Origin of the sequence: Aminobacter sp. SR38 (assembly GCF_014843375.1) — a bacterium.
Classification (GTDB): Bacteria; Pseudomonadota; Alphaproteobacteria; order Rhizobiales; family Rhizobiaceae; genus Aminobacter; species Aminobacter ciceronei.
This window is the reverse complement of sequence record NZ_CP062113.1, coordinates 272994-298502: the sequence shown is the minus strand read 5'-3', so window position 1 is coordinate 298502 and position 25509 is coordinate 272994. Positions and strand designations below refer to the sequence as shown.

The window sequence follows — 25509 nt, the reverse complement described above, 5'->3', positions numbered from 1 at the left end:
GTTGCACGGCTCTCTTTTGGAGGGGCGTCGGCGCGACCCGTTGTGGTCGACCGGCCACGGAACAAATTCCTGTCTGCACCGTTGCCATCTGGTTGCAGAAGGAAAAATCATGGCTGACACCCCCAAAACCGAAGCTCCTGGTATCGACGGCATCCAAAAGTCGGTCGAAAAGCAGATCTCCGAACTGCGCAAGGAGATCGCCAAAATCAACAGATCCCTTACCGAACGCAGCCTGGACCTTGTCGCGGAAGCACGCGACACGGCGCACGGTGCAATTGAGGGGGCGTCGACGCGGACGTCGCGAGCGGCCCGGCAGCTTCGCTCGCAGGCCCAATCTGTCTCCGAGGTCGCCCGCGAGAATCCGGCAACGACCGGTGCCGTGATTGGTTTGGCAGGTTTGGTCGGGTTCATAATCGGCTTTGCGATCGCGAAAGGCTCAAACGATCAGGGTGGCCGCTGGTATTGAACGATCACAGCGCCACCAGCCGGCCCCATTCCAACCAGTTCCCATAGGAGAACCACATGGCTTCATCCGTGCTCATCGGTATCCTGATCACGTTCCTGGTGATCATACTTGTGCTTTATCTGGTTCAGCGCCTGCCGATCGACGCCAAGATGCGGCAGATTGCGCAGATAATTGTGATCATTATCGGTATCATTTCGCTGCTTAAATACTTGGCAGTCTTTTAGCCGGCTGTGCCACGAAAACAAAAAAAGGCGGCCTTCTGAGCCGCTTCTTGTCAGCATCGGGCGCCATGCGCCAAGCGTATCAGCACCGCCACCTATTTGGTCAGCCCGTCGCCTTACAGCACGTGGGACAGGAACTCGCGCGTGCGCGGCGATTGCGGGTTGGCGATCATTTCGCGCGGTTCGCCGCGCTCCTCGACAACGCCGCGATCCATGAAGATCAGCTGGTCGCCGACCTCGCGGGCGAAGCCGATCTCGTGGGTGACGACGACCATGGTCATGCCGCTCTCGGCCAGGTCGCGCATGACCACCAGCACCTCGCCGACGAGCTCCGGATCGAGCGCCGAGGTCGGCTCGTCGAACAGCAACACCTTTGGGTTCATCGCCAATGCTCGCGCGATCGCGACGCGCTGCTGCTGTCCGCCGGAAAGCTGGCGCGGATAGGCGTCTGCCTTGGCCGATAGCCCGACGCGCTCGAGCAGCGCATGGGCCTTGTCCTTGGCTTCGGCCTTGGACATGCCCTTCACCATGATCGGCGCTTCGATCAAATTCTCCAGTGCGGTCATGTGCGAGAACAGGTTGAAGGACTGGAATACCATGCCGATGTCGGCACGGCGTTGGCACAAAAGCTTGTTGTTGACCTCGTAGAGCTTGCCGTGGCGCAGGTCGTAGCCGACGAATTCGCCGTCGACCAGGAGCACGCCGCCGCTGACCTCTTCGAGATGGTTGATGCAGCGCAGGAAGGTGCTCTTGCCCGAACCCGACGGTCCGATGACACAGGCGACAGAGCCGGTCGGCACGTTGAGGTCGATGCCTTTCAGCACTTCGACTGCGCCGAAGGACTTGCGCACGCCGCGTGCGAACACCATCGAATTGTCGGGAACGCCGAAGCGGGCCTGGTTTTCTGCTTTCGATGTCATGCTGGCTGTGCCACCCGTCCGAACCTGAAGGCGCGTTTCAGCGTGTCGCCGAAGGACGCGCCCTGCTGCAGGTCGCTTCTGCCGTAATATTGCTCGATGTAGTGCTGGCAGATCGACAGGATGGTGACGACGAACAGATACCAGAAAGCCACGACGATCAGCAGCGGGATGGTCTCGAAGGTGCGCGCATAGATGCTCTGCGCGGCATAGAGCAAATCGTTGACGGCGATGATGGTGACCAGCGATGTCGTCTTCAGAAGGTTGATCGTTTCGTTGCCGGTCGGCGGCACGATGAAGCGCATTGCCTGGGGCAGCGTGATGCGGCGCAGGATCAGCCGGTGGTTCATGCCGAGACTGCCGGCAGCCTCGGTCTGGCCTGAAGCCACCGAGTTGATGCCGGCGCGCACGATCTCGGCCATGTAGCCGGCTTCATGCAGCGACAGCGCGATGACGGCCGCCACGAAAGGTGTCATGAAATCGTTGGTCTTGACCGTGAACAGCGTGCCGATGAAGGGCAGCGTCAGCGAGAACTCGCGCACCACCAGTGCCAGGTTGAACCAGAAGATCAGCTGGATCAGCGCCGGTGCGCCGCGGAAGAACCAGATGTAGGCGCTGGCAAAGGCGTTCAGGATACGGCTCGGCGACAGCCGCATGATGGCGACGATGGTGCCGATGACGATCGCCAGCACCATGATGGTGACGGTCAGCACCAGAGTCTGGCCGAGGCCGCGCATGATCGAGGGGTGGAACAGGTACTTTCCGACTGTCGGCCAGTCGAAGGCGGGATTGGTGGCCAGCGCCTTGAGGATCAGTCCGAGGATAGCCAGCGTGATCGCTGTGCCGACCCACAGGCCATAGTGGCGCAGCGGCACGACTGTCAGCGCCTCCGGCGGCGGCGTTTGCGTTTCGGCCCGGTCCATTCAGCCGCCCTCCCAGCAGTGCTGATGGCCGGCGAAGGTTCCATGTCCCTCGCCGGCCTTTCGTATTACTTGCGGATCTTGTCGGCGCTGTCGACGATATAGGCTTCGTCGATCATGGCGCTGGTCATGCCGTACTTGGCCATGATCGTCTTGTAGGTGCCGTTCTTGATCAGCTCGTTGACGCCGGCGGCCAGCATGTCGGCCGTTTCCTTGTCACCCTTGGGGATGGCGATGCCGAGCGGTGCGACGTCGTAGAGACCCGGAACGACCACCATCTGCCCCTTGCTGGTCACCTCGAAATAGCCCGATGCGGTGGCGTCGTCGAGGCGGGCATCGATACGATCGGAGAGCGCGGCCTGGATGATGTCCTTACCCTCCGGGAAGATGCTCTTGGCAATCTCCGGCAGGCCTTTTTCCTTGCACTCGGCGCTCAGGCGGTCGGCGATGAAGTCCGACACCGCGCCGCCGATGACGCCGATCCGCTTGCCGCAGAGATTGTTCTCGCCCTGGAACTGCGAGGCTTTGTCGGCGGTCGTAGACGCAACGATGCCTGACTTGATGAACATCACGAAGTCGACCTGCTTCAGGCGCTCGTCGGTGGCGGCGAAGGTTTCCCACGCGACCTTGAAGCGGCCGGCGGCGAGGCCCGGCACCATCGAGGGGAAGGGAATGCGGGTGACTTCAAGCTCGGCGCCGAGCAGCTTGGCGGTTTCCTGGGCCAGCTCGATGTTGATGCCGACCTGCTTGCCGTTTTCGTCGATGAATTCGAACGGCGCGTATTCGAGGGTGTTGGCAATGATCAGCTTGCCGGTGTCCTTTACCTCGGCCGATTTCGGCAGTTCGGCGGCAGTCAGCGCGCCGGCAAAAGTCACCAGGGCGGTTGCAGCCGTTGCGGCCAACGTTGCGCCGCGCAGAAGCGAAAAATGATGCACTTTGTTCCTCCTCATGATGCTGAGATGGCCGGCGGCGGCTGCCCCTGGCTTCGTCCCCGTGACCGCCCTCCCCTCGATGGAGCGTGCTTCTTGCCGTCGGCGTTCACGTCAGAACCAATTCTGATATTGAAATGTATTTTTATGGCCGCTGAATTGTCAAGCGAGCAGCACCGGCCCTGTCACAGAAATCGCGGCGGCAGAACGGGCCCTCGATATCGCTTCGTGCTTCACCCGCCACGATCAGAACCGAAGCGAACGCAGCCCGACCGTGCGGTCGATGATCAGGATCGCGGCAAAGGTCATGAAGATGCTGAGCGAGGCGATGGCCGCTGCGGTCGGATCGAAGTTGAAGCGCAGGTAGTCGAACAGTTCGAGCGGCAGCGTGTTCTTGCCGAGCGACTTCAGCAAAAGCGAAATGTTGAAGATGTCGAAGGAGATGACGAAGGCAAACAGGCAGCCGGTGATGATGCCAGGCTTGATCGCCGGCAGCGTCACGCGCCGGAAGGTCATCCAGCCGCCGGCACCGAGGCTGCGCGCCGCCTCTTCCTGCGAACGGTCGAAGTTGAACAGCGCCGACGACACGTTGAGGAAGACATAGGGGAAGGTGACGACGATGTGGCCGATCTGGATGCCGATCGAATAGTCGGTGCCGATCCGGATTTCGTAGAAATAGAACAGCAGCGCGATCGCCGTCAGAATCTCCGGCACCAGCAGCGGTGCGGTCATGATCAAGCGGATGTAGTCGCGGGCCATCGTTGCGTGGCGGGCAACGTAGATCGCCGCCAGTGTGCCGATCACGCCATTGACGACCGTCGATGTCGCGGCGATCTGGATCGAGTAGAGCGTGGCATCGAGGAAGCGCTTGTTGGAAAACAGCGCCTCGAACCAGCGCAGCGAAAAGCCCTCGAGCGGGAACGCCAGGAACTCGCCCGAATTGAACGACAACAGCACGACCAGAACGATCGGGAACATCAGGAAGATGTAGATCGCCGTGACCAGCGCGGTGAACAGGCGGTCCCAGATGGTCTTTTCGACGCCGTTCGACGAACCTGTCATGGCAGTCTCCGCATCGCGCGCGCCGTGAGCCTGAGATAGAGCCCGACGAAGATGACCGCCACCGCCGCCATGATGATGGCCAGTGCCGCACCCGCCGGCCAGCGGAAGTTGTCGACAAGATATTGCACCACCAGCACCGACATGGTGCGGCCGCCGGTACCGCCGAGCATGGCGGGCGTGACATAGGCGCTGATCGACAGCACGAACACCAGGATCGTGCCGGCCTGGATGCCGGGCATGCTGAGCGGCAACGTCACCTTCCAGAAGGTGCGCATGCGCGAGGCGCCGAGCGAGCGCGACGCCATGGCAAGGTCGGGACTGATCGCCTGCAAATTGCCGAGCAAAGGCAGGATGATGAAGGGCAGGAACACATGCGTCAGCGCGATGGTGACGCCGAGCGAATTGTTCATCAGCTGCAGCGGGAAGTCGAGCAGGCCGGTCGCCTTGAGCGCCTGGTTGGCGACGCCGTTGTTGGACAGGATGATCATCCAGGCAAAGGTCCTGACGACCAGCCCGACCAGCAGCGGCGACAGCACGAAGATGTAGAGCAGGCTGGTCCAGCGCGAGCGCGACTTGGCGAGATGATAGGCGACGGGATAGCCCAGCAGCAGCGAAATGACGGTGACGGTTGCGCCGATCAGCAAGGTGCGTCCGAGGATGCCCCAGATGTAGAAATCACCGAGCGCCGTCGTGTAATGCGCCAGCGTGAAGCCGTCGCCATAGACGGCGCGGGTCGATGCCTCGCGCAGGCTCATGGTGATGATCGTCAGGTATGGCAGCGCGAAGAAACCGATCAGCAGCACCAGCGCCGGCACCACCATCCAGGCAGCACTGCCACGGTTGCCCCGGCTGTCCAGGCGAGGTGCCGCCTCGACCGCGCTCATGATGCGAGGACCCAGCTGTCGCGTGCGGCAAAACGCAAGGCGACCTGCTCGCCAATGTCGAGCGGGTTGCGGCCATTGACGTCGACGATCATGCGGTCGCCGCTGGTGAGCCTGACGGCCAGCTGGTTGGCACTGCCCTGATAGACCGAGTTGATCACCGATCCGGCGAGCACGTTGTCATTGTCACCCGTCTCCCCTGTCCCTTGCCTGCGGGTGTCGATGTTTTCCGGCCGGATCATGATCTTGACCTCAGCCCCCTTGGCGAGCCCCGCCGGGCCCGTCGTGCCGATGCTGCCGCATGGCGTGTCGACCTTGTAGCTGTCCGGGCCAAGCGCTTCGGCGATCTTGCCCGCTATGGTGTTCGACCGGCCGATGAAGCCGGCAACCGATTGCGACGCCGGCCGCTCATAGATGTCGCGCGGCGAGCCGAACTGCGAGATCGCGCCGGCGCTCATCACGACGATCTTGTCCGACATCACCATCGCCTCGGCCTGGTCGTGGGTGACATAGATGCTGGTGATGCCGACGCGCTGCTGCAGGTCACGAATGAAGAAGCGCATCTCGTCGCGCAAGGTGGCGTCGAGATTGGCCAGCGGCTCGTCGAGCAAAAGCACCGACGGCTCGATGACCAGCGCGCGGGCAAGCGCCACGCGCTGCTGCTGGCCGCCGGAAAGCTCGCGCGGATAGCGCTTGTCGTAGCCTTCGAGGCGCACCATTGCGAGCACGTCGGCGATGCGCCGCTGGCGGTCGGGCAAGGAGACCTTGCGCACCTCGAGCCCGAAGCTCAGATTCTCGGCCACCGTCATGTGCGGAAAAAGCGCGTAGGACTGGAACACCATGCCGATGTCGCGCTGCTCCGGCAAGGCGCGTGTCACGTCGCGGTTGCCAAACAGGATGCGGCCATCGTCGGGCCGCTCGAAGCCGGCGATGCAGCGCAGCGTCGTTGTCTTGCCGCAGCCGCTGGGGCCGAGCAGCGAGACAAACTCGCCCTGGGCGATCGGGATCGATATGTCCTTCAGGATGTGCAGGTTTCCATACCGCTTGTTGATACGGTCGATGGTCAGTGCGGTCATCCGGCGTCCTCGCGGGGTTCTCGGCCGGGAGGTGGGGGCATCCCTCCCGGCCATTACGTCGATGCGATGGCGGGGTGGCTTTACGCCATCTCCCGGTTCCAGCGGTCGGCAATGTCTGCCGCCTTGTCGACGTAGCTGTCCCAGTCGTAGCTCTTGATCTCGGCCATGCGCGGGCCGACGATCGGCGTGCGCGCCTTCATCGCGTCGTCGACGGAAGACTCGCTGTTGCTCGGAGAGGTGTAGAAGGCCTTGGCCATGTCCTGCTGGACCTTGGCGTCGAGGATGTAGTTCAGATAGGCGTGCGCGGCGTCCTTCTCGGCCCCGGTCGCGACCAGGTTGAACGACTGCTCGAAGGCGAGCACCCCTTCCTTGGGGGCGACGATGGCCACCGGTGCCCCCTTGTCCTGCAGCGTCATGATCTCGGTCCAGTCGACCGGCGCGATGATGGCGTCGCCGCGGATCAGTGCCGTTGCCACCTCGCCGCTCCATGAAGCCTGCGTGAAGGGCAGCAGTTCCTTGATCTTGGCAAATGCGGTGTCGAAATCGTCCGGGCCGCTGCCGAACAATTCGGCGACCAGGCGTAGGAAGAGGACCGCACCGGTGTTGCCGATTTGGTAGAGCCCGGTCTTGCCCTTGAACTCGGGATTGTCCCAGAGGTCGTGCCAGGAGGTGGGCGCCGTCTTCACCAGGTCGGTGCGGTAAGCGAGTCCGATCGGTGAGACGATGGCGCGGATTCCTTTGGCGTCCTTGTTGACGAATTGCGGGAAGGTCTTTGCCGCATTCGGCACCTTGGCGAGGTCGAAAGGCTCGAAGAAGCCCTCGGCACGCAGCACGGCGGCGATGTTTTCGTTGCCCATGAAGATGCTATAGGGCGACCGGCCGCCGCCGGCGCGGATCTTGGCGACGAAATCCTTGCCGAGCCCGACGTCGAGCTGCGGCTGGATGCCTGTTGCGGCCGTGAGGCCGGGCAAGAGCTTCTCTTCCCAGAATTTGGCCCATAGCCCGCCATAGGTCGGAACGACCAGTGGCGATTGCGCCGCGGCAAGCCGTGGCAGGGTCATCGAGGCAATAGCCGTCGTCATACCGACGGCGAATTCACGCCTGGTCAGCTTCATCGGAAATTATCTCCCATGTTCCCACTGAAGTTCTTATGGTGGCTTGCGTCGCGGGTCGAAAGCGCAGCCCTGTTGGATCGAAGGCTTGCATTTTTGGATCAGGCGGTCAACAATTTAGATATTGTAATATTGAAATAATAAGAAGCGGCCAACGAGGGAGAGCATAAGGGCATGGAGGACGCCAAGCAGGCAGTCCAGGCGACCAAGAGCCTGGCACATCAGATCGCGACGTCGCTGCAGCAGGAGATCGTGCAGGGCACGCTCAGCGTCGAGGCGCGGCTGCCGTCCGAAGCCGAGATCGCGCAGCGCTTCGGCGTCTCGCAGCCGACGGTGCGCGAGGCGCTCAAGATACTTGCGGCGAAGAAGCTGGTGCGCTCGAAGCGCGGCCCCAATGGCGGCGTCTTCGTCAATGCGCCTTCGCTCACCGCCGCCAGCCAGATGCTGCAGGAGATGACCACATGGTTCGTCGGGCTCGGCGTATTCGGGCTCAACGAGATCGTCGAGGCGCGGTTGTTGCTCGGCCGCACCTGCGTCCAGCTCGCCGCCGAACGCGCCACTACGGAAGATCTCGAAACGATCGAGGCGACGCTGGAGGCGTTCGAGCGCGACGACATTTCCGACGAGGAGTTTTGCCGGCTCGACGTCGCCTTCCACCACGCCATTGCCCAGGCCACCGGCAACAACGAGCTGCGCTTCATCATGCTGGTCGTCAACGACTCGCTGATCCCGGCAACCAACATGATCTCCTTCCGCTTCCGCGAACGCGGCCGCGTCGTCTCGCTGCACGCCGATATCCTGGAAGCGCTGCGCGCCCGCGACACCTCGGCTGCCACGGCGGCCTTCGAGGAGCTCATTGCCTATCAGTCCAGTGTCTACGAAAAGGCGCTGTCGGCGCGCCAGGGTGACGGCGCCCAGCGGCAGGAAGCCTGATGGGACAGCTCGTGGCGCCGGGGCAGAAGCTGGTCGAACAGCAGCTTGCCGACGGGCGCCGTGTCTACCGCAGTTCGATCCCCCTGCCCGACGAACTGTCTGATATTCTGGTACGGCTTGCCAGATGGGCGAAGGAGCAGCCTGACAAGGTGTTGTTGTCCGAGCCACGGGAAGGCACCAGACGATCGATCTGCTATGGCGAGGCACTTGCACGCGCCCGTGCCATGCGACAGGTGCTGACGGGCCGCTACGGCCTGCGCAAGGGCGATTGCGTGGCGACATTGGCTCCGGCCGGCATTGACGCACTCGTGCTCAAGCTCGCTTGCCTGTCCGGCGGCTTCGTCCATGCGGCCCTGCCCCCCTTCCCTTTCCGCGACGGCGTCGAAACCCAGGCAACCAGATCCTTTCTTGAAAACGCCGGCCCCCGGCTGATCGCGGCGCCATCTGGTCATCCGGCCATCCAGGGCATGGACGCTATTTCGCTCGACGACCTCGCACATCATGGCACTGAAACAGCTGCGCCCGCGGGGGACGAGCCCGCTTCGCTCGACGACTGGGCGGCGATCTTCTTCACCTCCGGCAGCACGGGTACGCCAAAGGGCGTGCCGATCACGCGTGGCATGATCTCGTCCAACCAGGCCGCCATTGCAGCGATGTGGCCATTCGTCGCCGAGACGCCACCGGTGCTCGTCGACTGGCTGCCGTGGCATCACGTCTTCGGCGGGCTCGACAACATCTTCAAAGTGATCTGGAACGGCGGCGCGATGCATGTCGATGCCGCACCCGGTCCCGCGACGATTGAGGCAACGGCAAAGCTGATGGCCGATGTCGGCCCCACCATGCACATCGCCGTTCCGCTCGGACTGAGGCTCCTGCTCGACCGGCTGGAAAACGACGATGCCGGCGCTCTTGCCCTGACGCGGAATCTGCGCGCCATCTTCTTTGCCGGTGCAGGTATCGATGCCGAACTGTGGCGCCGCCTCGCCGCCTTTCGCGACAGCCATGGCGATTTCCAGATTCTCTCAGGTTATGGCGCTACCGAAGCGGCTTCGACGATCACGCTGTCGCCGGCGCCGCTCGAGCGTCCGGGTGAGCTTGGCCACCCCCTGCCCGGCCACAGCGTGGCGCTTGTCGACATCGACGGCCGCAGTGAGCTGCGCGTCTCTGGTCCCAACATCGCACCTTGCTATCTGATCGAGGGCCGAAAGGTCGAACTGCCGATGGACGAGCACGGTTTCTACCGTACCGGTGATGCGGCGGTGCTGCGGCAGCGCACGGATGGCGTTGCCGTGTTCGGCTTCGATGGCCGTCTCGCCGAGGATTTCAAGCTGTCGAGTGGGGTCAAGGTGCGCACCGGGCCGCTGCGCGCCGGCCTTCTGGCGCAATGCGCGCCGCTTGCCGACGACATCGTCATTTCGGGCGAGAACCGTGACCGCCTCGTGGCGCTGGTGTTTCCCTCGCCGGCGGGCAACGCTCGTCCCAACGAACTCAGCGCGCGCATTGCCGCCTGGAACGCCGCCAATCCCTCAGGTTCGACCGCGATAGCCCGTTTCGATCTCGCAACTGCGCCGGCCGATCGCAGCAAGGGCGAGCAGTCGGACAAAGGCCAAATCGTCCAGTCGCGCTATCTGCGCAACCACGCCGACCTGTTCGAGGCGCTTCAGGCAGGTGGCGGTCAGGCACCCGTGGGCGCCTGACGCCTTGAAAGCCTAGTCCAGATCGCGGAACGGCTTTTCGCGGATGTCGAGGAATTCCTTCAGTGAATGCTCCTTGAGCAGCCGCATCCAGTAGCGACCCTCTTCCGAGGCATGCAGGATCGCGGTGGTTTCGCGATTGTAAGTCCAGGAGCTCTCGAGACCGGCCGTCTGCTGCTGGTGGTTGAGCGCTGCCTTGGCGAACTTGATCGCGGCACCCGGCATGCGCGCACATTTGCGCGCCAGCTTTTCGGCTTCCACCCTCAATTGGTCACGCGGGACGACCTTGTTGACCAGATGGATGCGCGCGGCCTCGCGGCCGTCGATCAGGTCGCCTGTGTACATCAGGTGGCGGGCATGGATCATCGGCACCGTCCAGGGCAGCATCAGCGTCGGTGGCGCCGAGACATGGCGAACTTCGGGCTCACCCAGCATTGCGTCCTCGGCGGCGACCGTCATGTCGCAGCACATCATCAGCTCCAGCCCGCCGGCTAGACAATAGCCGTTGACGGCGGCAATGATCGGGATCGGCGCCTCGCGAATGAGCTTCATGCGGCGCATGTTGGCGCCGATGTCCTCGCGCCAGGCTTCCGCATCCATCTCGAAGTCCTCGCCGCCGAGGTCGAAGCCGGCGGTGAAGGCGCGCCCGGCGCCGGTGATGATGACGGCGCGGATCTCGGGATCCTTGACCGCCCGGGCGATCGCCGCCTCGAGCGCGTCGCCGAGCTCCTGGTTCATGGCGTTCATCTTGTCGGGGCGGTTGAGCGTCAGGGTGACGAACGCATCCTCGGCGTCCTTCTCCCAGATAACGACGTCAGTGCTCATGGTCTCCCCTCCCCTCAGGCGATTTCGATGACGACGCGGCCGCGGACCAGGCCGGCGACGATGCGTTTGGCGAGGTCAGGCAGTTCGCTCATCTTGTGGGTCTCGGTCATTGCCGCAAGCTTGGTGCGGTCGAGATGGTCGGCCAGCGTGCGCCAGGCGCGCTCCCGCTTCGCCTGCGGCGCGAATACGGAATCGACACCGATCAGCGTCACGCTGCGCAGGATGTGCGGCATCACGGTGCCGGGCAGGTCGTGGCCGCCGGCCAGCCCACAGGCCGCGACAGCGCCGCCATAAACAGTCTGCGCCAGCGCGTTGGCGAGCGTGGTCGAACCGACGCTGTCGACGGCACCGCTCCAGCGCTCCTTCTGCAGCGGCCTGACCTCACCGGCGAGTTCTGCCCGGTCGAGGAAGGCAGTTGCGCCCAGCGAGCGGAGATAGTCATGCGTCTCGGCCCGGCCGGTCGAGGCAACGACGGCATAACCCTTGGAGGACAACAGGCTGACGGCTGTCGAGCCGACGCCGCCGGCAGCACCCGTCACCAGCACCTCGCCCTTGCCGGGCTGGATCTTGCCCCAGTCTTCGAGCGCGTCGACGCACAGGGCCGCAGTGTAACCCGCGGTGCCGATTGCCATCGCCTGTTCCATGGTGAAGGCATCAGGCAGGCGGATCAGCCATTCCGGCTTCAGCCGCTGAAAGCGTGTGTACGCACCCCACTCCGTTTCCGACATGCCCCAGCCATTGGCCACGACCTTGTCGCCCGCCTTCCATGCCGGTGAGCGCGACTCGACGACAGTGCCGGCAATATCGATGCCTGCAACCATCGGCAGGCGGCGCGCGATACGGCCCTTGCCCGAAATGGCGAGGCCATCCTTGTAGTTGAGGCTTGAATAGGCGACCTCGACCAGCACGTCGTTGTCTGGCAGGTCGGCTTTGGTGATCTCGCGGAAGCCGGCGCGCGGCTTGCCGTCGACATCTTCAAGCATCAACGCCGTAAAAGTCTCGCTCATGAAAGTCTCCAGGAAGGCATGGGGGTAATCTCCGGCTTAGCCGCGCTTGGCCTCGCGTTCGGCGCGCCGCGTCAGGCTGAGCGCATAGCTGTCGCGAACATAGGCGAGCAGCTCCGACAGCACGCCGGTGGCATCGCTTGCGTTACGCGCCTCGATGGCGCCAGCAAGCTTTTCATGGAAATCGGCGACTGTGCTGCGCTCGCGCACATGCGAAACGATCATGTTGGTGATCGGCATGAACGCCTCGACCACCGTGTACATCATCAGGCTGAGCGGGCCGTTGCCCGCCGCCTGTACAACGGCGCGGTGGAAGCGCACGTCTGAGGCGCAAAAATCCTCGTCGCTGAGCAGCTTGGAACGCTGCAGCGTGATCTCGGCGCGCATCGCGGCAAGGTCGGCGTCGCTGCGTCGCTCGCAGGCAAGCCGGCAGCAGATTGCTTCCGTTTCCAGCCGCGCGCTTATGATCTCGTCGATGTCGAAGGCGCCGACGCCGACAAGCAATGTCGCGGCCCCCGTGATCGCCGATGACAGGCCCTCCGGATCGGGGCGGCTGACGAAGGTGCCACCGGTCGGCCCACGCTGCGAGCGTATCAGGTTCTGTGCCGCAAGCCGCTTCAGCGCCTCGCGCACCGTCGGGCGCGATATGCCGAAGCTCTTGGCGAGGTCTTCTTCGGTCGGCAGGCGTTCGTCGATCTGCAGGCGGCCGTCGAGAATGGCCGCGCGGATCTTGTCGGCGACCTGCCGGGCCACGCCAGTGCGAACCACGTCCTGATATTCGATCGGCATTCGCCCTCCGTCGGTGCTGCCTTGCGGCCGCCTCCGTTTCGATATGAAGATAAACAATATAGGTTTGACAAATATTGCAAGCGAAATAAGCTTGACCGAGACAGCGCCCGGAAATGGCTTCCTCCGGGCCATCCAGGCGCCATGACACCCAAGAGCGATCAGGTTCTCTCCCTCCTCCAGGCACGGCTCGACAAGGCCGCCATCCTGGCAGGCGACGCCATCGATCCACGCTACAGCGACGATCTTGCCGGTGAGCGGGGCGCCCGGCCGGAGCTTGTGCTGCGGCCACGCGGCACCGACGAGGTCGCCGAGATCCTGAAGGTCTGCAACGACGCGCGCCTGCCGCTGGTCGTCCAGGGCGGCCGCACCGGACTGTCGGGCGGGGCGAGGGTGCTGGCAGGCGAGGCAGTGTTGTCGCTCGAGCGCATGACCACCTTGCAGGAGGTCGAGCCGACGGCCGGAACCATCGTTGCCGATGCAGGCGTGCCGCTGCAACTCGTGCAGGAAAAGGCCGACACTGCGGGCCTCGTCTTCGGCGTCGACATCGGCGCACGCGGCACCGCCACCATCGGCGGCAACATCGCCACCAATGCCGGCGGCATTCGCGTTCTGCGCTATGGCAGCTTCCGCGCCCAGGTGCTGGGGCTTGAGGCCGTGCTCGCCGATGGCAGTGTTCTGTCCTCGCTCAAGGGGCTCGCCAAGGACAATTCGGGCTACGACCTCGGCCAGCTTTTCATTGGCAGCGAAGGCACGCTCGGCGTCGTCACCCGCGCCTGCCTCAGGCTGCATCCCAGGCCCGTGACGCAGTCCGCGGCCTTCTGCTCCTTGCCGTCGCTGGGCGCGGCCTTCGGCCTGCTCACATTCCTGCGTGCCCGCCTCGGCAACCTGCTGTCAGGCTTCGAGGTCATCCTGGCGCCGCTGATGGGTGACATGGTCGCAGCGCTCGGCTTCACTGCGCCGGTCGCCCTCTCGACACCGGTCTACGTGCTCGCCGATATCCAGGGCATGAGCCCGGGAACCGACGAGGAGGCCTTCATCGAGACTTTGTCGCGGGCAATCGAGGACGGACTGGTCGAGGACGTCGTGGTCTCGCAGTCGGAACGCGAGTTTCATGCGCTGTGGACGCTGCGCGATGACGTCAATCGCTTCCTGTTCGCCGAAGATGCGATGCTCAGCCTCGATGTCAGCCTGCCGCTGCCTGAAATGGGCGCCTTCCTCGATATGGCGCGCACGGCCCAGCGGCAGGTCGACCCCGCGGCGCGGGATTATGTCTTCGGCCATCTCGGCGACGGTAACCTGCATTACGTCGTGCGAACCGACAGGCCCGACCAGGTCGCCAGCGCGGTGTTCGATTGCGTCGCGAAAAGCGGCGGCTCGATCTCGGCAGAGCATGGCATCGGATTGGACAAGAAGGCCTATCTGCATCTGACGCGCGCGCCGGCCGAGCTCGCGGCGATGCGCCGCCTGAAGGCCGCGCTCGACCCCAACAACATTCTCAATCCGGGCCGCATCTTCGACATGCCCCCTGCCCTGCCCAACGTCTGAGTGCCGCAATGACAGCTGTGACTTCTCCTGAAAATGGCGCCCGCCCGGTCGACATGCCCTCGGCGCTTGACGAACGCTACACGCTCGAACGCGGCCGCATCCTTGTTTCGGGCACGCAGGCGCTGGTGCGCCTGCCGATGGTCCAACGCCAGCGGGATCTGGCCGTCGGGCTCAACACCGCAGGTTACGTCTCGGGCTATCGCGGCTCTCCATTAGCCGGCTTCGATCGCGAGATGGCCAGCGCCCGGAAACATCTCAAGGAAAGCCATATCGTCTTCCAGCCCGGTCTCAATGAGGACATGGCGGCGACCGCGGTGTGGGGCACGCAGCAGACCGGCATGTTCCCCGGCGCGCGCTACGACGGCGTCTTTTCCATGTGGTACGGCAAGGGCCCGGGCGTCGACCGCACCATGGATGTCATCCGCCACGCCAATGCCATCGGCACCAGCAAGCATGGCGGCGTGCTGTTGCTCGTCGGCGACGACCATGGCGCGGTGTCGTCGACCCTGCCCCACCAGAGCGAGCACAACCTGATATCGGCCATGGTGCCGCTTCTGTCGCCGGCCGGCATCAGTGAATATATCGACTACGGTCTGCTTGGCTGGGCCATGAGCCGCTATTCCGGTGCTTGGGTCGGCTTCAAATGCCAGACCGAGATCGTTGAGTGCTCGGCAACTGTCGACCTCGATCCGACCCGGCTGGAGATCGTCACGCCAGACATGCCTCTCCCCGCCGACGGCCTGTCGATGCGCTGGCCCGACGGACAGCAAGCGATGGAACGGCGGCTCGAGACCAAGCTTGCCGCGGTGCTCGCCTTCGCCCGCGCCAATCGCCTCGACCGTCCGGTCTGGCCCTCCCCTGCCGCACGGCTCGGCATTGTCTCGACCGGCAAATCCTGGCTCGACCTCAAGGGTGCACTGGCACTGCTCGGCATCGACGAGGGCCGCGCCGCCGAGCTTGGCATCCGCCTTTACAAGGTTGGCATGGTCTGGCCGCTGGAGCCGGAGGGCCTGCGCGAATTTGCCGACGGGCTGGAGCAGATCCTCGTCGTCGAAGAAAAGCGTCCGGTCATCGAGGAGCAGATCAAGTCGCAGCTGTTCAACCAGCCGGGCGACCGCCGGCCGCAAGTCTTCGGCAAGACCGGGCCGGACGGCTCTCCACTCCTGCCCTCGATCGGCGAGATTGGCGCGCTCTCGGTGGCACGTGCCATCCTGCAATGGCTGGGCACTGATGACGCAGGCCTCGCGGCCCGCGCCGTACAGCTGTCAACGGTTGGAGCCCCCTCCCCTGCCGAACCGGGTCTGCTCAACCGCGAACCCTATTTCTGCTCAGGGTGCCCGCATTCGACATCGACGGTTCTGCCCAAGGGCAGCCGCGCCTCCACCGGTATCGGTTGCCACATGATGGTGATCGGCATGGAGCGCGACACCTCGACCTTCACCCAGATGGGTGGCGAAGGCGGCTCGTGGATCGGCCTTTCCCCCTTCACCGACGAGAAGCACATCTTCGTCAACATGGGCGACGGCACTTATTTCCATTCCGGTCTGCTGGCCATCCGCGCCGGCATCGCCGCCAAGGTCAACGCCACCTACAAGATCCTCTACAACGATGCGGTCGCCATGACCGGTGGCCAGCGCCATGACGGCGAATTGTCGGTGCCGTCGATCGTCGGCCAGGTGCTCGCCGAGGGTGCCAAGCGGGTCGTCGTCGTCTCCGAGAGGCCGCCATTGCTGGCCGGCCTGCTGCCGCGTGCGGTCGATGTGCGGCATCGCGACGAGCTCGACGAGGTACAGCGTGAGCTGCGCGACGTCGAAGGTGTCACCGTGCTGGTCTACGACCAGGTCTGCGCCGCCGAAAAGCGCCGCCGGCGCAAGCGTGGCACCTATGCCGTCTCGCCCAAGCGTGCCTTCATCAACGAACTGGTCTGCGAAGGCTGCGGTGATTGCTCGGCGGTCTCGAACTGCATCTCCATCGAGCCGCGCGAGACCGAGTTTGGCCGCAAGCGCGCCATCAACCAGTCGAGCTGCAACACCGACCTCAGCTGCACCAAGGGCTTTTGCCCGAGCTTTGTCACCGTCGAAGGCGGGCGCCTGCGCAAGCCGCGCGCCAAGGCTGCCGGCGGCGTCGACGCCGGCCTGGCCGAGCCCAGCCTGCCCAGGTTGGGCGATGCGCCCTACAGCCTGCTGCTTACTGGCATCGGCGGCACAGGCGTCATCACCGTCAGTGCCATCCTGTCACAGGCAGCTCATCTCGACGGCCTGTCACTGGTGACGCTCGACCAGACCGGCCTGGCACAGAAGAATGGTGCCGTCGTCTCGCACATTCGCCTGGCGCGACGGCCTGAGATGCTCAACGCAGCCCGCATCGGCCCTGGCGAGGCCGACCTAGTGCTCGGCTTCGATCTCGTGGTCGCTGCATCGCAGAATGCCGTCGCCACTTTCGGCAAGGGCCGTACCAGGGCCGTGGTCGACGACCACTTCGCCCCGACGGCGTCCTTCGTCAAGGACACCACGATTGACTTCCGAGAAAGCGCGACGCTGCGGCGGCTGCGCACTGCCGGCGGCGAGGACGCGCTCACCACGCTTCCCGCAATGAAGCTGGCAACCGCGCTGTTCGGCGATGCGATCGCCGCCAACATGTTCCTGCTCGGCCATGCCTGGCAGAAGGGCCTGGTGCCGATCGGGCGCGAAGCGATCGAGAAGGCGATCTACCTCAACGGCGCCGGCGTCGCCATGAACCGCGCTGCCTTTGCCTGGGGCCGGCGTTCCGTCGACGACATGGACTTCGTCAGCCGGCAGGCTGGGACGGCACCCGCTTCGGCGCCCGAAGCCAAGTCGCCTGATGAGATCGTCGCGCAGCGCGTCGCGTTCCTCACCGGGTATCAGGACGCGGGATATGCCGAGCGCTATCGGACGCTGGTCGACAAGGCGCGGCAAGCCGAGGCGAGAGTGGCTCCGGGGCAGGCTATGTTCGCGACGGCCGTTGCCAAGGCCGCATTCAAGCTGATGGCCTATAAGGACGAATACGAGGTAGCGCGGCTGCATCGCGATCCGGCCTTCCGGCAAAAGCTCGCCGAGCAGTTCGAAGGCGACTTCAAGCTCCAGTACAATCTCGCGCCGCCGATGCTGACCCGTACCGATCCGCGCACCGGCCATCCCGCCAAGATCGCCATCGGCAGCCGCTGGATCGAGCCGGCCTTTGCCGTGCTGGCTCGCCTCAAGAGCCTGCGTGGCACCCGCTTCGATCCATTCGGCCGCACCGCCGAGCGCAAGATGGAACGCAAACTGGCGGCGGACTACTTCACGCTGGTCGAGGCGCTTTCCGCCCGCCTGTCGGCTTCAAACCTAGCAATGGCGACAGAGATCGCCAGCCTGGCCGAGACCGTCCGCGGCTATGGCCACATCAAGCTAGCTGCCGTCGAGCGTTACGAAAAGCGTAAGCTCGAACTGCTCGCCGCATTTGATCAGGCCACGGCCGTAGGGCAGGCGGCCTGACGAGCCTGGTCCCATCAACGGCCTGAATCGACCACGGCTGATCGATTCAGGAGTTTCATTGGACGGTGGGTTCGCCGCGCGCGATTCTGCCGTCCATGTACAAACCGAGCCCCATCCTGCACCTCCAGCGTCGTGATCCGAGCCGTAACATGGCGCGGTTCTATTGCCTGTCGGTTGAGCGTTCGCTGTTTGGCGACGCGGTGCTGGTGCGCGAATGGGGCCGCATCGGTACGCTGGGCCGGAGGCGTCTCGATCTCTTTGCCAACGTTGCCCAGGCGCAGGAGGCGATGCGCCGTTTGGTGGTGTCCAAGGTCAAGCGCGGCTACAGCTCCGTCGGTTGACAGCTGTCAACGACGATATGCCGGGACCGAAACGGTCCTCGACGGTCGCCGTTACGCCTCCGTCACAATGGTTAATTTCCGTTAACTATAAACAAGTTGACTCGACTCGCCCTCTCCAGCACCCTTGTTACGCTAATTGGTCGTAATTCGACGCGTCCAGCGTAACCGCCTCAGAAAACCGTTATCCACGCTCCGGCACGTTAAAATGTGCGAAGGCGTAACCCGGATTCGGATTCTGCAGCGAATCGGCGCATAAATCTTAACGAAGCCTGACGGTGCGTCGCTTACGCATGCGCTGGTGGGCGAGAGGGGACTAAAGACTTGGTTGGGGCAGTTCAAGCACGGGCGGAAAACGCGAGCGACGAGGCCGAGGTCATGGCGACTGATCGTGCCATTGCGCGGGACGCCGAGATGTTGTCGGCGCAATTGCAGGCAATGCGCGACCGGCTGTTTTCGCCGACCTCGAAGAAGGTCCTGCGCAAGTTTTCGAGCGGCGAAGCCGCACGTCTGATCGGTGTCACCGACGGCTATCTGCGCCAGCTCTCCATCGCAGGCGAAGGGCCGCAGCCCGAAACCGGGGCAGGGGGGCGACGCTACTACGCACTCGACGACATCAACGGGCTGCGCCGGCATCTGGCCGAGCAGAACCCCACCAAGGCGCGCCATTATCTGCCGCGCCGCGACACCGGGCGTGGCGAACACCTTCAGGTCATCGCCGTCACCAATTTCAAGGGCGGCTCGGGCAAGACCACGACCAGCACGCACCTTGCCCAGCATCTTGCGCTGGCCGGTTACCGGGTGCTGGCGATCGATCTCGATCCGCAGGCTTCGATGTCGGCACTGCTGGGCTACCAGCCGGAACTCGATCTCGACGGCAACGACACGCTCTATGGCGCGATCCGCTATGACGAGGAGCGCCGGCCGCTGACCGACATCATCCGCCGCACCTATTTCGACGGGCTCGACTTCGTGCCCGGCAATCTTGAGCTTCAGGAGTTCGAGCATACGACGCCGCAGATGCTGGCGGCGCGGCAGGCCGGCGACAACAAGGCGATGTTCTTTGCACGTGTCCAGGAAGCGCTGCAGACCGTTGCCGACAATTACGACGTCGTCGTCATGGACTGCCCGCCGCAGCTCGGCTTCCTGACCCTGTCGGCGCTGTGCGCGGCGACCTCGGTGCTGGTGACCATTCACCCGCAGATGCTCGACGTTGCCTCGATGAGCCAGTTCCTGTTCATGACCGCCGACCTTCTGTCGGTGGTGCGGGAGGCCGGCGGCGAGCTGAATTTCGATTTCATGCGCTACCTGATCACGCGCTACGAGCCCAATGACGGACCGCAGACCCAGATCGTCGGTTTCCTGCGCTCGCTGTTCGGCGATCGGGTGCTGACCGCGCCGCTGGTCAAGTCGACCGCCTTTTCGGATGCGGGCCTGACCAAGCAGACGCTTTACGAAGTGTCACGTGAGAGCTTCAGCCGTGCCACCTATGACCGCGCCATGGAGTCGTTGACAGCTGTCAACGGCGAGATCGAGAGCCTGATGCTCAAGGCATGGAACCGGGCGGCGTGAGGGAGGCTGGCATGGCATTGAACCGCAAGGATCAGCTCAAGGCGCTGTTCGGTACGGTCGAACCGGCGCCTGTGGCCGCAACTCCGACCGAGAAGGCGCCTGAGACGAAAACGGCTGAGCCGGATGCCGCGCGCCAGCGCAGCGCCTCTGGAGCCGTCAAGGCCATGGGCCTGTCGCTCGGTGGCCTGTCCAGGGAGATCGAGGAGGCGCGCAGGCTCAAGGAAAGCCTCGATGCCGCAGAGCGTGTAAGCCAGGTCGACGCGTCACTGATCGAGGCGTCGTTCGTCGCCGACCGGCTCGACCATGGCGCGCAGGATCCGGATTTCGACGCGCTGGTCAGCAGCATCGAGACGTCTGGGCAGCAGGTTCCGGTGTTGCTCAGGCCGCATCCCGACAAGCCGGGGCGCTACCAGACTGCCTACGGCCATCGCCGCGTGCGCGCTGCCGGAAAGCTCGGCGTTCCCGTCCTGGCCATCGTCCGGCCGCTCTCCGACGTCGAGCTGGTGCTCGCCCAGGGTAAGGAAAACAGCGAGCGGCGTGACCTCTCCTTCATCGAGCGGGCGCTGTTCGCCCACGAGCTGATCGCCAGAGGCTTCGAGCGCGCCGTCGTTCAGGACGCGCTGTCGCTGCACAAGGCCGAGATGACGCGCTTCCTGCAGGTGGCCGACGCGGTGCCTGAACAGGTCGTACGCGCGATCGGCGCGGCCCCCAAGATCGGCCGTCCGCGCTGGATGGCACTGGCCGAGCTGCTGAAGAGCGAGGCGGCTCGCGTCAAGGCCGACGACGAGGTCACCAGCCAGCGCTTCCTTGCTGCAACGAGCGATGAACGCTTCAACATGTTGTTCATGCACCTGCAGCGCAAGACGCAGCCAATCGCCGGCGCCGTGCGCGAAATCCGCGATGGCAAGGGCAGGGCGGTTGCAAGTCTGACTGTTTCCAAGGGCAAAGCCAGGATCGATTTTCTGGAAAAGGCAGCGGATGGGTTCGCAGACTTCCTCGATGAGGAGTTGCCCAAGCTGTTGGAGAGGTTCGAGCAGGAGCGTGGCCGCTCGGCCGGGCAAGGCTAGGTTTGTCCACAGCCAGCGGCACGGGCGTTTGCCTCAACGCAGCGCCACCCGCGGGTGATGGAGCGTAAAGCGTAGGTTCCAACGCGTAGAGGATCGGAAACAGAAGGATAATCGGCAAGAAAAAGGCCCCCGAAACGTCGCCATTCCGGAAGCCCTCATCAATGTAGCAATTGTAAGAGAATCATTTCCGGGCCGACTTGTCAACCACTGGACGCGTTCCGGAATGCCTTCGGCTTGCCTCGACTGAGGTAAAACAAGGATGACTGAGCATATCTCGACGACGCCCTTTGGGCGGCGGTCGTTGTCGCTTGCCATGGTGGCAGGTCAGATGGCGGCCGACAGCTGCGCGCCTGGCGCCAGCTCCAACAAATGGCAGGTGTTCCGTGCCGTCTGCGAGGCCAAGCAATTGCTTGGCGCCAGCGATCGCGCCCTTGCCGTTCTCAACGCGCTGCTGAGCTTCCATCCCGACACGGATCTCGTGGAAGGGGAGGGGCTGGTGGTGTTTCCGTCCAATGCCCAGCTGGCGCTGAGGGCGCATGGCATGGCGCCGGCGACGCTCAGGCGGCATCTCTCGGTGCTCGTCGACTGCGGCCTGGTGGTGCGCCGCGACAGCCCCAATGGCAAGCGTTATGCGCGCAAAGGCTTTGACGGTGCGATCGAGCAGGCCTTTGGCTTCGACCTGACGCCGCTTCTGGCCCGTGCCGAAGAATTCGAGCGCATGGCCGAGGCAGTGAGGGCTGAGCGGCGGTCGCTTCTGCTCGTCCGCGAGCGCATCACCATCCTGCGTCGTGACATCGCCAAGATGATCGCATTCGGCCTCGAGGAGGGCATTGCGGCTGATTGGCCACGCCTGCATCTCAGTTATCGTGACATAGTGGCGGCTATTCCACGCACGGCGAGCCGGCTCGAGCTCGAACCGATTGCCGCCGAGCTGGCTGCGCTTGCCCAGGAGGTACGCAAGGCGCTGGAAAGTCACGTAAAAACTGAAGAAACAAGCGCCAATGAGTCTCATTCCGAGCGCCACATACAGAATTCAAATACACATCCTCATGAATTTGAACCCGGCCTCGAGAAAGGCCAAGGGACGGCCGCTGCGGTGAAACCTGAAACCAGGAGCCAGCCGCCAACGGGTTATCCGCTTGGCATGGTGCTGCGTGCCTGCCCTGACATTGCGGACTACGCACGAAACGGCATTTCGGGCTGGGCGGATCTGGTGGAAACGGCAAATCTAGTGCGCGGCGCGCTCGGCGTCAGCCCGGATGCCTGGAACCAGGCCTGCGAGGCAATGGGGGCGGTGGATGCAGCGATCATGGTGGCGGCGATGCTGCAGAAGGGCGAGGCGATTTCCAGCCCGGGCGGCTATCTGCGTAGCCTGACGGCGAAAGCGCGGGCCGGTGAATTCTCGATCGGGCCGGTGCTCATGGCGCTGCTGCGCGGCAGGGGAGGGGCCCAGGCCAAAGCGGGATGACGCCGGGTGGGCAGAAGCTGGGTGGCAGCTGAATTCCGGTCGGGACATCGATCACTGCCTAAGGGAAGCTGCGGCGGGTAGAGGAAGCTACAACTCCGAAGCGGGGCCGCGTTCTACCAGGCACAGCAATTTGCTTGGGGAGGGATCTTCGGCGGGCTACTGATATGCCGTGGCAATCGCACGCGGACCTCATCGAGGTGCTTTGTGTGACCGGGGCGGCATTCTCAAATGCGTCCAATTCCGGAGTTGGAGGGGAGGGCGCTAGAGTCCACTCGCCTTGGTGAGATTGACGCGGAAGCGGTCGCGGCGGCGCTGGTACGTGCGGGTCATTTCGGCACTGGCGTGGCCGAGCTGCTTCTGCACGTAGCGCTCCTCGACGTCGGCCGAAGAGGCAAGGCCAGCACGCAGCGAATGGCCGGCAAAAAGCCCGGTCCGTTCGGACTCGGTCAGATCGCCGCGGACGCCGGCGGCAAGGGCGGTACGTTTGACCAGACGGGCGATTTCCTGGTCGTTGAGCCGCTCGGTGCCGACCTTTTTGCCTTGACCGGTCACGCGGCGAAACAGTGGGCCATGGGAAATGCGGGCAAGGTTCAGCCAGGTCTCCAGGGCCACGACAGGGCAGGTGGAGTCGGCCGATCCACGGCCGATCTCGACCTCGCGCCAGCCGGTTTTTCCGCGCAACGTCACCAGCAGGCCTTTGGGAAAAAAGTCGATCCAGCCCGAAGAATCCTGGGTCTGATCGCGGCCGCAATCGAGGCCAACGATCTCCGAGCGGCGTAGCGCTCCGGTGAAACCGAGCAGCAGCATCGCCCGATCTCTCAGGCCGCGCAGGGTCCCCCTGTCGAGCGTCTCCAGCATGGCGATCAGATCTTCGGGCAGGATCGCTTCCTTCTGCCGGGGAGGGCGGGCGTGGGCATTGCGGATGCCGGCCATGACGGTCGCGATGGCACGGTGTTTCCGGTCGAGCTTTTCGCCCCCGCGCTGGGCATAGTTCCAGCTCAGGGACGCGAGCCGTCGTTCGATGGTCGACACGGATTTTTTGTCGCCGATGCCGGCGCCGGAAGCGAGCGCGGTGATGTAGAGCCCGACGGTCTCGGCATCCGGCGGCATGGTGGCAAAACCCTGGCGCCGGGCCCAGTCGGAAAAGTGCTTCCAGTCGGCGGCGTAGGCGCGCCGGGTGTTGGCGGAACTGGCCGCCTTGACATAACCGCGCGCACGCTCGGCCAGCTCGTCGAGCTGGCCCGGGAGGCGGCGGACGGGCGAGACGTCGTCGGACGCGAGGGCAGGGGAGGTGCCTCCGCCGTCGGCACCGACGACAGCGCCGGGCTCGATGGCCGCCTCCGCCTGCCGGCCCATGGCCATCACGACATCGACAATGTCAGGCAGGTCATCGACGGAGACATCGTCATGACAACGATTTTGACCCGGAACAGCGTTTTCAGAGGTGCTCTCTCGTCGAGGCGAACGCCGTTTGCTATGGTTTTCCGGATTTTGCGCGACGTGAGAGGCCATTTCGGCAGTAGGCCATCAAATGAGTGATAATGCAAGATTATCGTTCATTTGACGTGATCGACAGGCTGTGCGCTTTAGATGCCAAGAGCGAACGTAACCGCACAGTTGAGATGCGCTATGCCCTTCGCTTTGGGGACACAATTTCTGGCCGCTGCCTGTTAGGGTTGCCACGGTTGAACCCGATCTGCCGATCTGCTTCAACCGTGATCCTAGCTCGCGCAGGGGACGTGAGATGGTAGGTTCTGACCGGATCGACGACCTGATCGCAGCGGTGCCTCGCGCTTTGGCGCTTCGCGCCGGTTTGGACCTTGGCATCTTCACCCAGCTCGGGGACAGCGCGTTGACGGCTGACGGCCTCGGAGCCCTGTTCAACATCGCCCCCGATCGTCTGTCGCGGCTCCTCTACGCGCTCGCCAGCTTCGGTCTACTCGAAGTCGAGGATGGTCGATTTCGCAATGGAGCCGAAGCGTCGGCTTTTCTTGACGCATCCAAGAAGACCTATCGTGGTGGTGATCATGCGCTCCTGCGCGAGCTCTGGGGAGCCGACCTGCTGACTGCAGAGTCGCTGCGACAGAACCGGCCGGCTGCACTGCACGACTTTTCGCAAGCGGGGCCTGAGGCCGCCGCGGCCTTCAGCCGAAAGCTGGCGCCAGGCGCCGCAATTTTCGGCCGATACCTGGCCCAGGAGATTGACCTCTCTGCGATCGGATCGGTGATCGACATTGGCGGGGGCCCCGGGACCATCCTCGTCGGGCTTCGCGAGCGATGGCCGCGGATCGCCGCGACACTGATGGAGCTTCCGACGGTTGCAGCTGCCGCGCCAGAAATCCTGTCGGAATACGGTGTCGATGACGTGGTTGTCGAAGAGGGGGACATCACCGTTGCGCCGTCAATCGGTCGGCACGATCTGGCGATCCTGAAAGCCGTCGTTCAGGTCCTTCCGCCTGATCAGGCACGCCGTTCGATCCTGAACGCGGCGCGTTGTCTCACGCCGGGAGGCGAGATCGCGATTGCGGGCTGGGGTGTCGTCGACGACGACCGCCTCGGCCCGCCTGAAGGTGTCTTTCTGAACCTCACCTTCTTGAACCTTTATCGCCACGGCGAATCGTACACCGAAGGCCAGTATCGCGCGTGGATGACCGACGCTGGATTCGGGGATATATCCAGGTCGCGCCTGGCGGACGGCTGCACGTTGTTTCGAGCGCGCCTTGCGGGCTGATCCGTCGGCTTTCACGATTGATCGGCCTGCTTTCGACCTTGCATGGCCTCAGCGCGGACTGACAGCAGCTGGCGCCGAACGTGACGTTGGAACGCGGCGTGCAAGCATCTATCCGGGCCGCCCTCGTCGTCTTACCCGCCAGCCAATCACTTTGTTTTGGATTTGGCGGCCCGACAGCACGGAAACGTCAGATTGCGGCCTTATGCCAGGTCGATCAGCGCTTCAGCGGTCTTCGCGCATGTGGCTAGGTGCGTTGCAAATCCACCATTCTGCGTGGCGCGAATTGAAAGCACCCTGTCAGTTCCGCACGAGGTGAGCAGGCCCATTTCCTTGCCGCGCATGTCGTCGAGCGCGATACCGATCATGCGATGGTCGATCTCTCCGGGATGGCTTGACCGTTCGCATCGATAAACCGTCCGCAGACGACTGCCTGTGCACCTTTTGCAGGATAGGCGTCGAGCTGCT

The 25509-nt window shown here is 64.0% G+C and carries 23 protein-coding genes; 11 read left to right on the top strand and 12 right to left on the bottom strand.

Annotated features, from left to right (window positions below):
* The first annotated feature begins 109 nt into the window (after positions 1-109).
* Positions 110-466, top strand: coding sequence for a hypothetical protein (locus tag IG197_RS29335; RefSeq protein WP_192320069.1), 357 nt, complete (start codon positions 110-112; stop codon positions 464-466).
* Positions 467-522: 56 nt separating this feature from the next.
* On the top strand, positions 523-690 hold the full coding sequence (locus IG197_RS29330; protein ID WP_192320067.1) for a Thivi_2564 family membrane protein: 168 nt from the start codon (positions 523-525) through the stop codon (positions 688-690).
* A 113-nt stretch (positions 691-803) separates the two neighbouring features.
* Here IG197_RS29330 and IG197_RS29325 read toward each other — a convergent pair whose 3' ends face one another.
* From IG197_RS29325 to IG197_RS29295, 7 genes are all read right to left on the bottom strand, one after another.
* Positions 804-1607 carry an amino acid ABC transporter ATP-binding protein gene (locus tag IG197_RS29325; RefSeq protein WP_067968354.1) on the bottom strand — a complete coding sequence of 268 codons (804 nt, stop codon included), beginning with the start codon at positions 1605-1607 and terminating at the stop codon, positions 804-806.
* A complete protein-coding gene (locus IG197_RS29320; RefSeq protein ID WP_067968357.1) occupies positions 1604-2527 on the bottom strand; it encodes an amino acid ABC transporter permease in 924 nt (307 codons plus the stop codon). Before IG197_RS29320 ends, IG197_RS29325 begins: the two co-directional genes overlap by 4 nt.
* Before the next feature lie 65 nt (positions 2528-2592).
* On the bottom strand, positions 2593-3474 hold the full coding sequence (locus IG197_RS29315) for an ABC transporter substrate-binding protein (RefSeq protein WP_192320066.1): 882 nt from the start codon (positions 3472-3474) through the stop codon (positions 2593-2595).
* 225 nt (positions 3475-3699) lie between these two features.
* Positions 3700-4515, bottom strand: a complete 816-nt coding sequence (locus IG197_RS29310) for an ABC transporter permease (RefSeq protein WP_192320064.1) — start codon at positions 4513-4515, stop codon at positions 3700-3702.
* Positions 4512-5399: an ABC transporter permease gene (locus tag IG197_RS29305; protein ID WP_192320062.1), complete on the bottom strand. Its 888-nt coding sequence runs from the start codon at positions 5397-5399 to the stop codon at positions 4512-4514. Before IG197_RS29305 ends, IG197_RS29310 begins: the two co-directional genes overlap by 4 nt.
* Entirely contained in the window at positions 5396-6472 is a 1077-nt protein-coding gene (locus IG197_RS29300; RefSeq protein WP_067968361.1) for an ABC transporter ATP-binding protein, read from the bottom strand. The genes IG197_RS29305 and IG197_RS29300 overlap by 4 nt, the downstream gene beginning before the upstream one ends.
* A gap of 80 nt (positions 6473-6552) precedes the next feature.
* Positions 6553-7587 carry an ABC transporter substrate-binding protein gene (locus tag IG197_RS29295; RefSeq protein WP_083948853.1) on the bottom strand — a complete coding sequence of 345 codons (1035 nt, stop codon included), beginning with the start codon at positions 7585-7587 and terminating at the stop codon, positions 6553-6555.
* A 171-nt stretch (positions 7588-7758) separates the two neighbouring features.
* On the opposite strand from IG197_RS29295, the gene IG197_RS29290 reads away from it, so the two are divergent.
* Together IG197_RS29290 and IG197_RS29285 are read left to right on the top strand one after the other, a co-directional pair.
* A complete protein-coding gene (locus IG197_RS29290) occupies positions 7759-8517 on the top strand; it encodes a FadR/GntR family transcriptional regulator (protein ID WP_192320060.1) in 759 nt (252 codons plus the stop codon).
* On the top strand, positions 8517-10214 hold the full coding sequence (locus tag IG197_RS29285) for an AMP-binding protein (protein ID WP_192320058.1): 1698 nt from the start codon (positions 8517-8519) through the stop codon (positions 10212-10214). Before IG197_RS29290 ends, IG197_RS29285 begins: the two co-directional genes overlap by 1 nt.
* A 12-nt stretch (positions 10215-10226) precedes the next feature.
* Here the strand turns inward: IG197_RS29285 and IG197_RS29280 are convergent, their stop codons facing one another.
* The 3 genes from IG197_RS29280 to IG197_RS29270 are packed head-to-tail and all read right to left on the bottom strand — an operon-like array spanning position 10227 to position 12829.
* Entirely contained in the window at positions 10227-11036 is an 810-nt protein-coding gene (locus tag IG197_RS29280) for an enoyl-CoA hydratase/isomerase family protein (protein WP_192320056.1), read from the bottom strand.
* Positions 11037-11050: 14 nt separating this feature from the next.
* Positions 11051-12043, bottom strand: coding sequence for an MDR family oxidoreductase (locus tag IG197_RS29275; RefSeq protein WP_067968371.1), 993 nt, complete (start codon positions 12041-12043; stop codon positions 11051-11053).
* Positions 12044-12079: 36 nt separating this feature from the next.
* Positions 12080-12829 (bottom strand): FadR/GntR family transcriptional regulator, encoded by a 750-nt coding sequence (locus IG197_RS29270; RefSeq protein ID WP_154384421.1) that lies wholly within the window; start codon positions 12827-12829, stop codon positions 12080-12082.
* 141 nt (positions 12830-12970) lie between these two features.
* On the opposite strand from IG197_RS29270, the gene IG197_RS29265 reads away from it, so the two are divergent.
* The 6 genes from IG197_RS29265 to repC all read left to right on the top strand — a co-directional run bounded on the left by IG197_RS29265 (position 12971) and on the right by repC (position 22313).
* A complete protein-coding gene (locus IG197_RS29265) occupies positions 12971-14374 on the top strand; it encodes an FAD-binding oxidoreductase (RefSeq protein WP_192320054.1) in 1404 nt (467 codons plus the stop codon).
* An 8-nt stretch (positions 14375-14382) separates the two neighbouring features.
* Positions 14383-17868: an indolepyruvate ferredoxin oxidoreductase family protein gene (locus IG197_RS29260; RefSeq protein WP_192320052.1), complete on the top strand. Its 3486-nt coding sequence runs from the start codon at positions 14383-14385 to the stop codon at positions 17866-17868.
* A 65-nt stretch (positions 17869-17933) separates the two neighbouring features.
* Complete coding sequence (locus IG197_RS29255) at positions 17934-18209, top strand: WGR domain-containing protein (RefSeq protein WP_246765435.1); 276 nt, start codon at positions 17934-17936, stop codon at positions 18207-18209.
* 375 nt (positions 18210-18584) lie between these two features.
* Positions 18585-19778, top strand: a complete 1194-nt coding sequence (gene repA / locus IG197_RS29250; protein WP_182574706.1) for a plasmid partitioning protein RepA — start codon at positions 18585-18587, stop codon at positions 19776-19778.
* A gap of 11 nt (positions 19779-19789) precedes the next feature.
* The gene (repB, locus tag IG197_RS29245) at positions 19790-20845 is read left to right on the top strand and encodes a plasmid partitioning protein RepB (RefSeq protein ID WP_067968382.1); all 1056 of its coding nucleotides are present in this window, start codon (positions 19790-19792) and stop codon (positions 20843-20845) included.
* A gap of 259 nt (positions 20846-21104) precedes the next feature.
* Positions 21105-22313 (top strand): plasmid replication protein RepC, encoded by a 1209-nt coding sequence (gene repC / locus IG197_RS29240; RefSeq protein ID WP_182574704.1) that lies wholly within the window; start codon positions 21105-21107, stop codon positions 22311-22313.
* A gap of 261 nt (positions 22314-22574) precedes the next feature.
* On the opposite strand, the gene IG197_RS29235 is transcribed toward repC, so the two are convergent.
* Positions 22575-23825, bottom strand: a complete 1251-nt coding sequence (locus IG197_RS29235) for a site-specific integrase (RefSeq protein ID WP_192320629.1) — start codon at positions 23823-23825, stop codon at positions 22575-22577.
* Positions 23826-24057: 232 nt separating this feature from the next.
* On the opposite strand from IG197_RS29235, the gene IG197_RS29230 reads away from it, so the two are divergent.
* Positions 24058-25044, top strand: a complete 987-nt coding sequence (locus IG197_RS29230; RefSeq protein ID WP_192320627.1) for a methyltransferase — start codon at positions 24058-24060, stop codon at positions 25042-25044.
* A 200-nt stretch (positions 25045-25244) separates the two neighbouring features.
* On the opposite strand, the gene IG197_RS36690 is transcribed toward IG197_RS29230, so the two are convergent.
* Positions 25245-25409 carry a sugar-binding domain-containing protein gene (locus IG197_RS36690; protein WP_192320626.1) on the bottom strand — a complete coding sequence of 55 codons (165 nt, stop codon included), beginning with the start codon at positions 25407-25409 and terminating at the stop codon, positions 25245-25247.
* Between the last annotated feature and the right edge of the window lie 100 nt (positions 25410-25509).

Excerpts from the sequence above, each read along its gene's own strand:
- IG197_RS29335 (WP_192320069.1), top strand. The coding sequence starts at position 110 with ATGGCTGACACCCCCAAAACCGAAGCTCCTGGTATCGACGGCATCCAA.
- IG197_RS29330 (WP_192320067.1), top strand. The coding sequence starts at position 523 with ATGGCTTCATCCGTGCTCATCGGTATCCTGATCACGTTCCTGGTGATC.
- IG197_RS29325 (WP_067968354.1), bottom strand. The coding sequence starts at position 1,607 with ATGACATCGAAAGCAGAAAACCAGGCCCGCTTCGGCGTTCCCGACAAT.
- IG197_RS29320 (WP_067968357.1), bottom strand. The coding sequence starts at position 2,527 with ATGGACCGGGCCGAAACGCAAACGCCGCCGCCGGAGGCGCTGACAGTC.
- IG197_RS29315 (WP_192320066.1), bottom strand. The coding sequence starts at position 3,474 with ATGAGGAGGAACAAAGTGCATCATTTTTCGCTTCTGCGCGGCGCAACG.
- IG197_RS29310 (WP_192320064.1), bottom strand. The coding sequence starts at position 4,515 with ATGACAGGTTCGTCGAACGGCGTCGAAAAGACCATCTGGGACCGCCTG.
- IG197_RS29305 (WP_192320062.1), bottom strand. The coding sequence starts at position 5,399 with ATGAGCGCGGTCGAGGCGGCACCTCGCCTGGACAGCCGGGGCAACCGT.
- IG197_RS29300 (WP_067968361.1), bottom strand. The coding sequence starts at position 6,472 with ATGACCGCACTGACCATCGACCGTATCAACAAGCGGTATGGAAACCTG.
- IG197_RS29295 (WP_083948853.1), bottom strand. The coding sequence starts at position 7,587 with ATGAAGCTGACCAGGCGTGAATTCGCCGTCGGTATGACGACGGCTATT.
- IG197_RS29290 (WP_192320060.1), top strand. The coding sequence starts at position 7,759 with ATGGAGGACGCCAAGCAGGCAGTCCAGGCGACCAAGAGCCTGGCACAT.
- IG197_RS29285 (WP_192320058.1), top strand. The coding sequence starts at position 8,517 with ATGGGACAGCTCGTGGCGCCGGGGCAGAAGCTGGTCGAACAGCAGCTT.
- IG197_RS29280 (WP_192320056.1), bottom strand. The coding sequence starts at position 11,036 with ATGAGCACTGACGTCGTTATCTGGGAGAAGGACGCCGAGGATGCGTTC.
- IG197_RS29275 (WP_067968371.1), bottom strand. The coding sequence starts at position 12,043 with ATGAGCGAGACTTTTACGGCGTTGATGCTTGAAGATGTCGACGGCAAG.
- IG197_RS29270 (WP_154384421.1), bottom strand. The coding sequence starts at position 12,829 with ATGCCGATCGAATATCAGGACGTGGTTCGCACTGGCGTGGCCCGGCAG.
- IG197_RS29265 (WP_192320054.1), top strand. The coding sequence starts at position 12,971 with ATGACACCCAAGAGCGATCAGGTTCTCTCCCTCCTCCAGGCACGGCTC.
- IG197_RS29260 (WP_192320052.1), top strand. The coding sequence starts at position 14,383 with ATGACAGCTGTGACTTCTCCTGAAAATGGCGCCCGCCCGGTCGACATG.
- repA (WP_182574706.1), top strand. The coding sequence starts at position 18,585 with ATGGCGACTGATCGTGCCATTGCGCGGGACGCCGAGATGTTGTCGGCG.
- repB (WP_067968382.1), top strand. The coding sequence starts at position 19,790 with ATGGCATTGAACCGCAAGGATCAGCTCAAGGCGCTGTTCGGTACGGTC.
- repC (WP_182574704.1), top strand. The coding sequence starts at position 21,105 with ATGACTGAGCATATCTCGACGACGCCCTTTGGGCGGCGGTCGTTGTCG.
- IG197_RS29235 (WP_192320629.1), bottom strand. The coding sequence starts at position 23,825 with ATGGCCTCTCACGTCGCGCAAAATCCGGAAAACCATAGCAAACGGCGT.
- IG197_RS29230 (WP_192320627.1), top strand. The coding sequence starts at position 24,058 with ATGGTAGGTTCTGACCGGATCGACGACCTGATCGCAGCGGTGCCTCGC.
- IG197_RS36690 (WP_192320626.1), bottom strand. The coding sequence starts at position 25,409 with ATGATCGGTATCGCGCTCGACGACATGCGCGGCAAGGAAATGGGCCTG.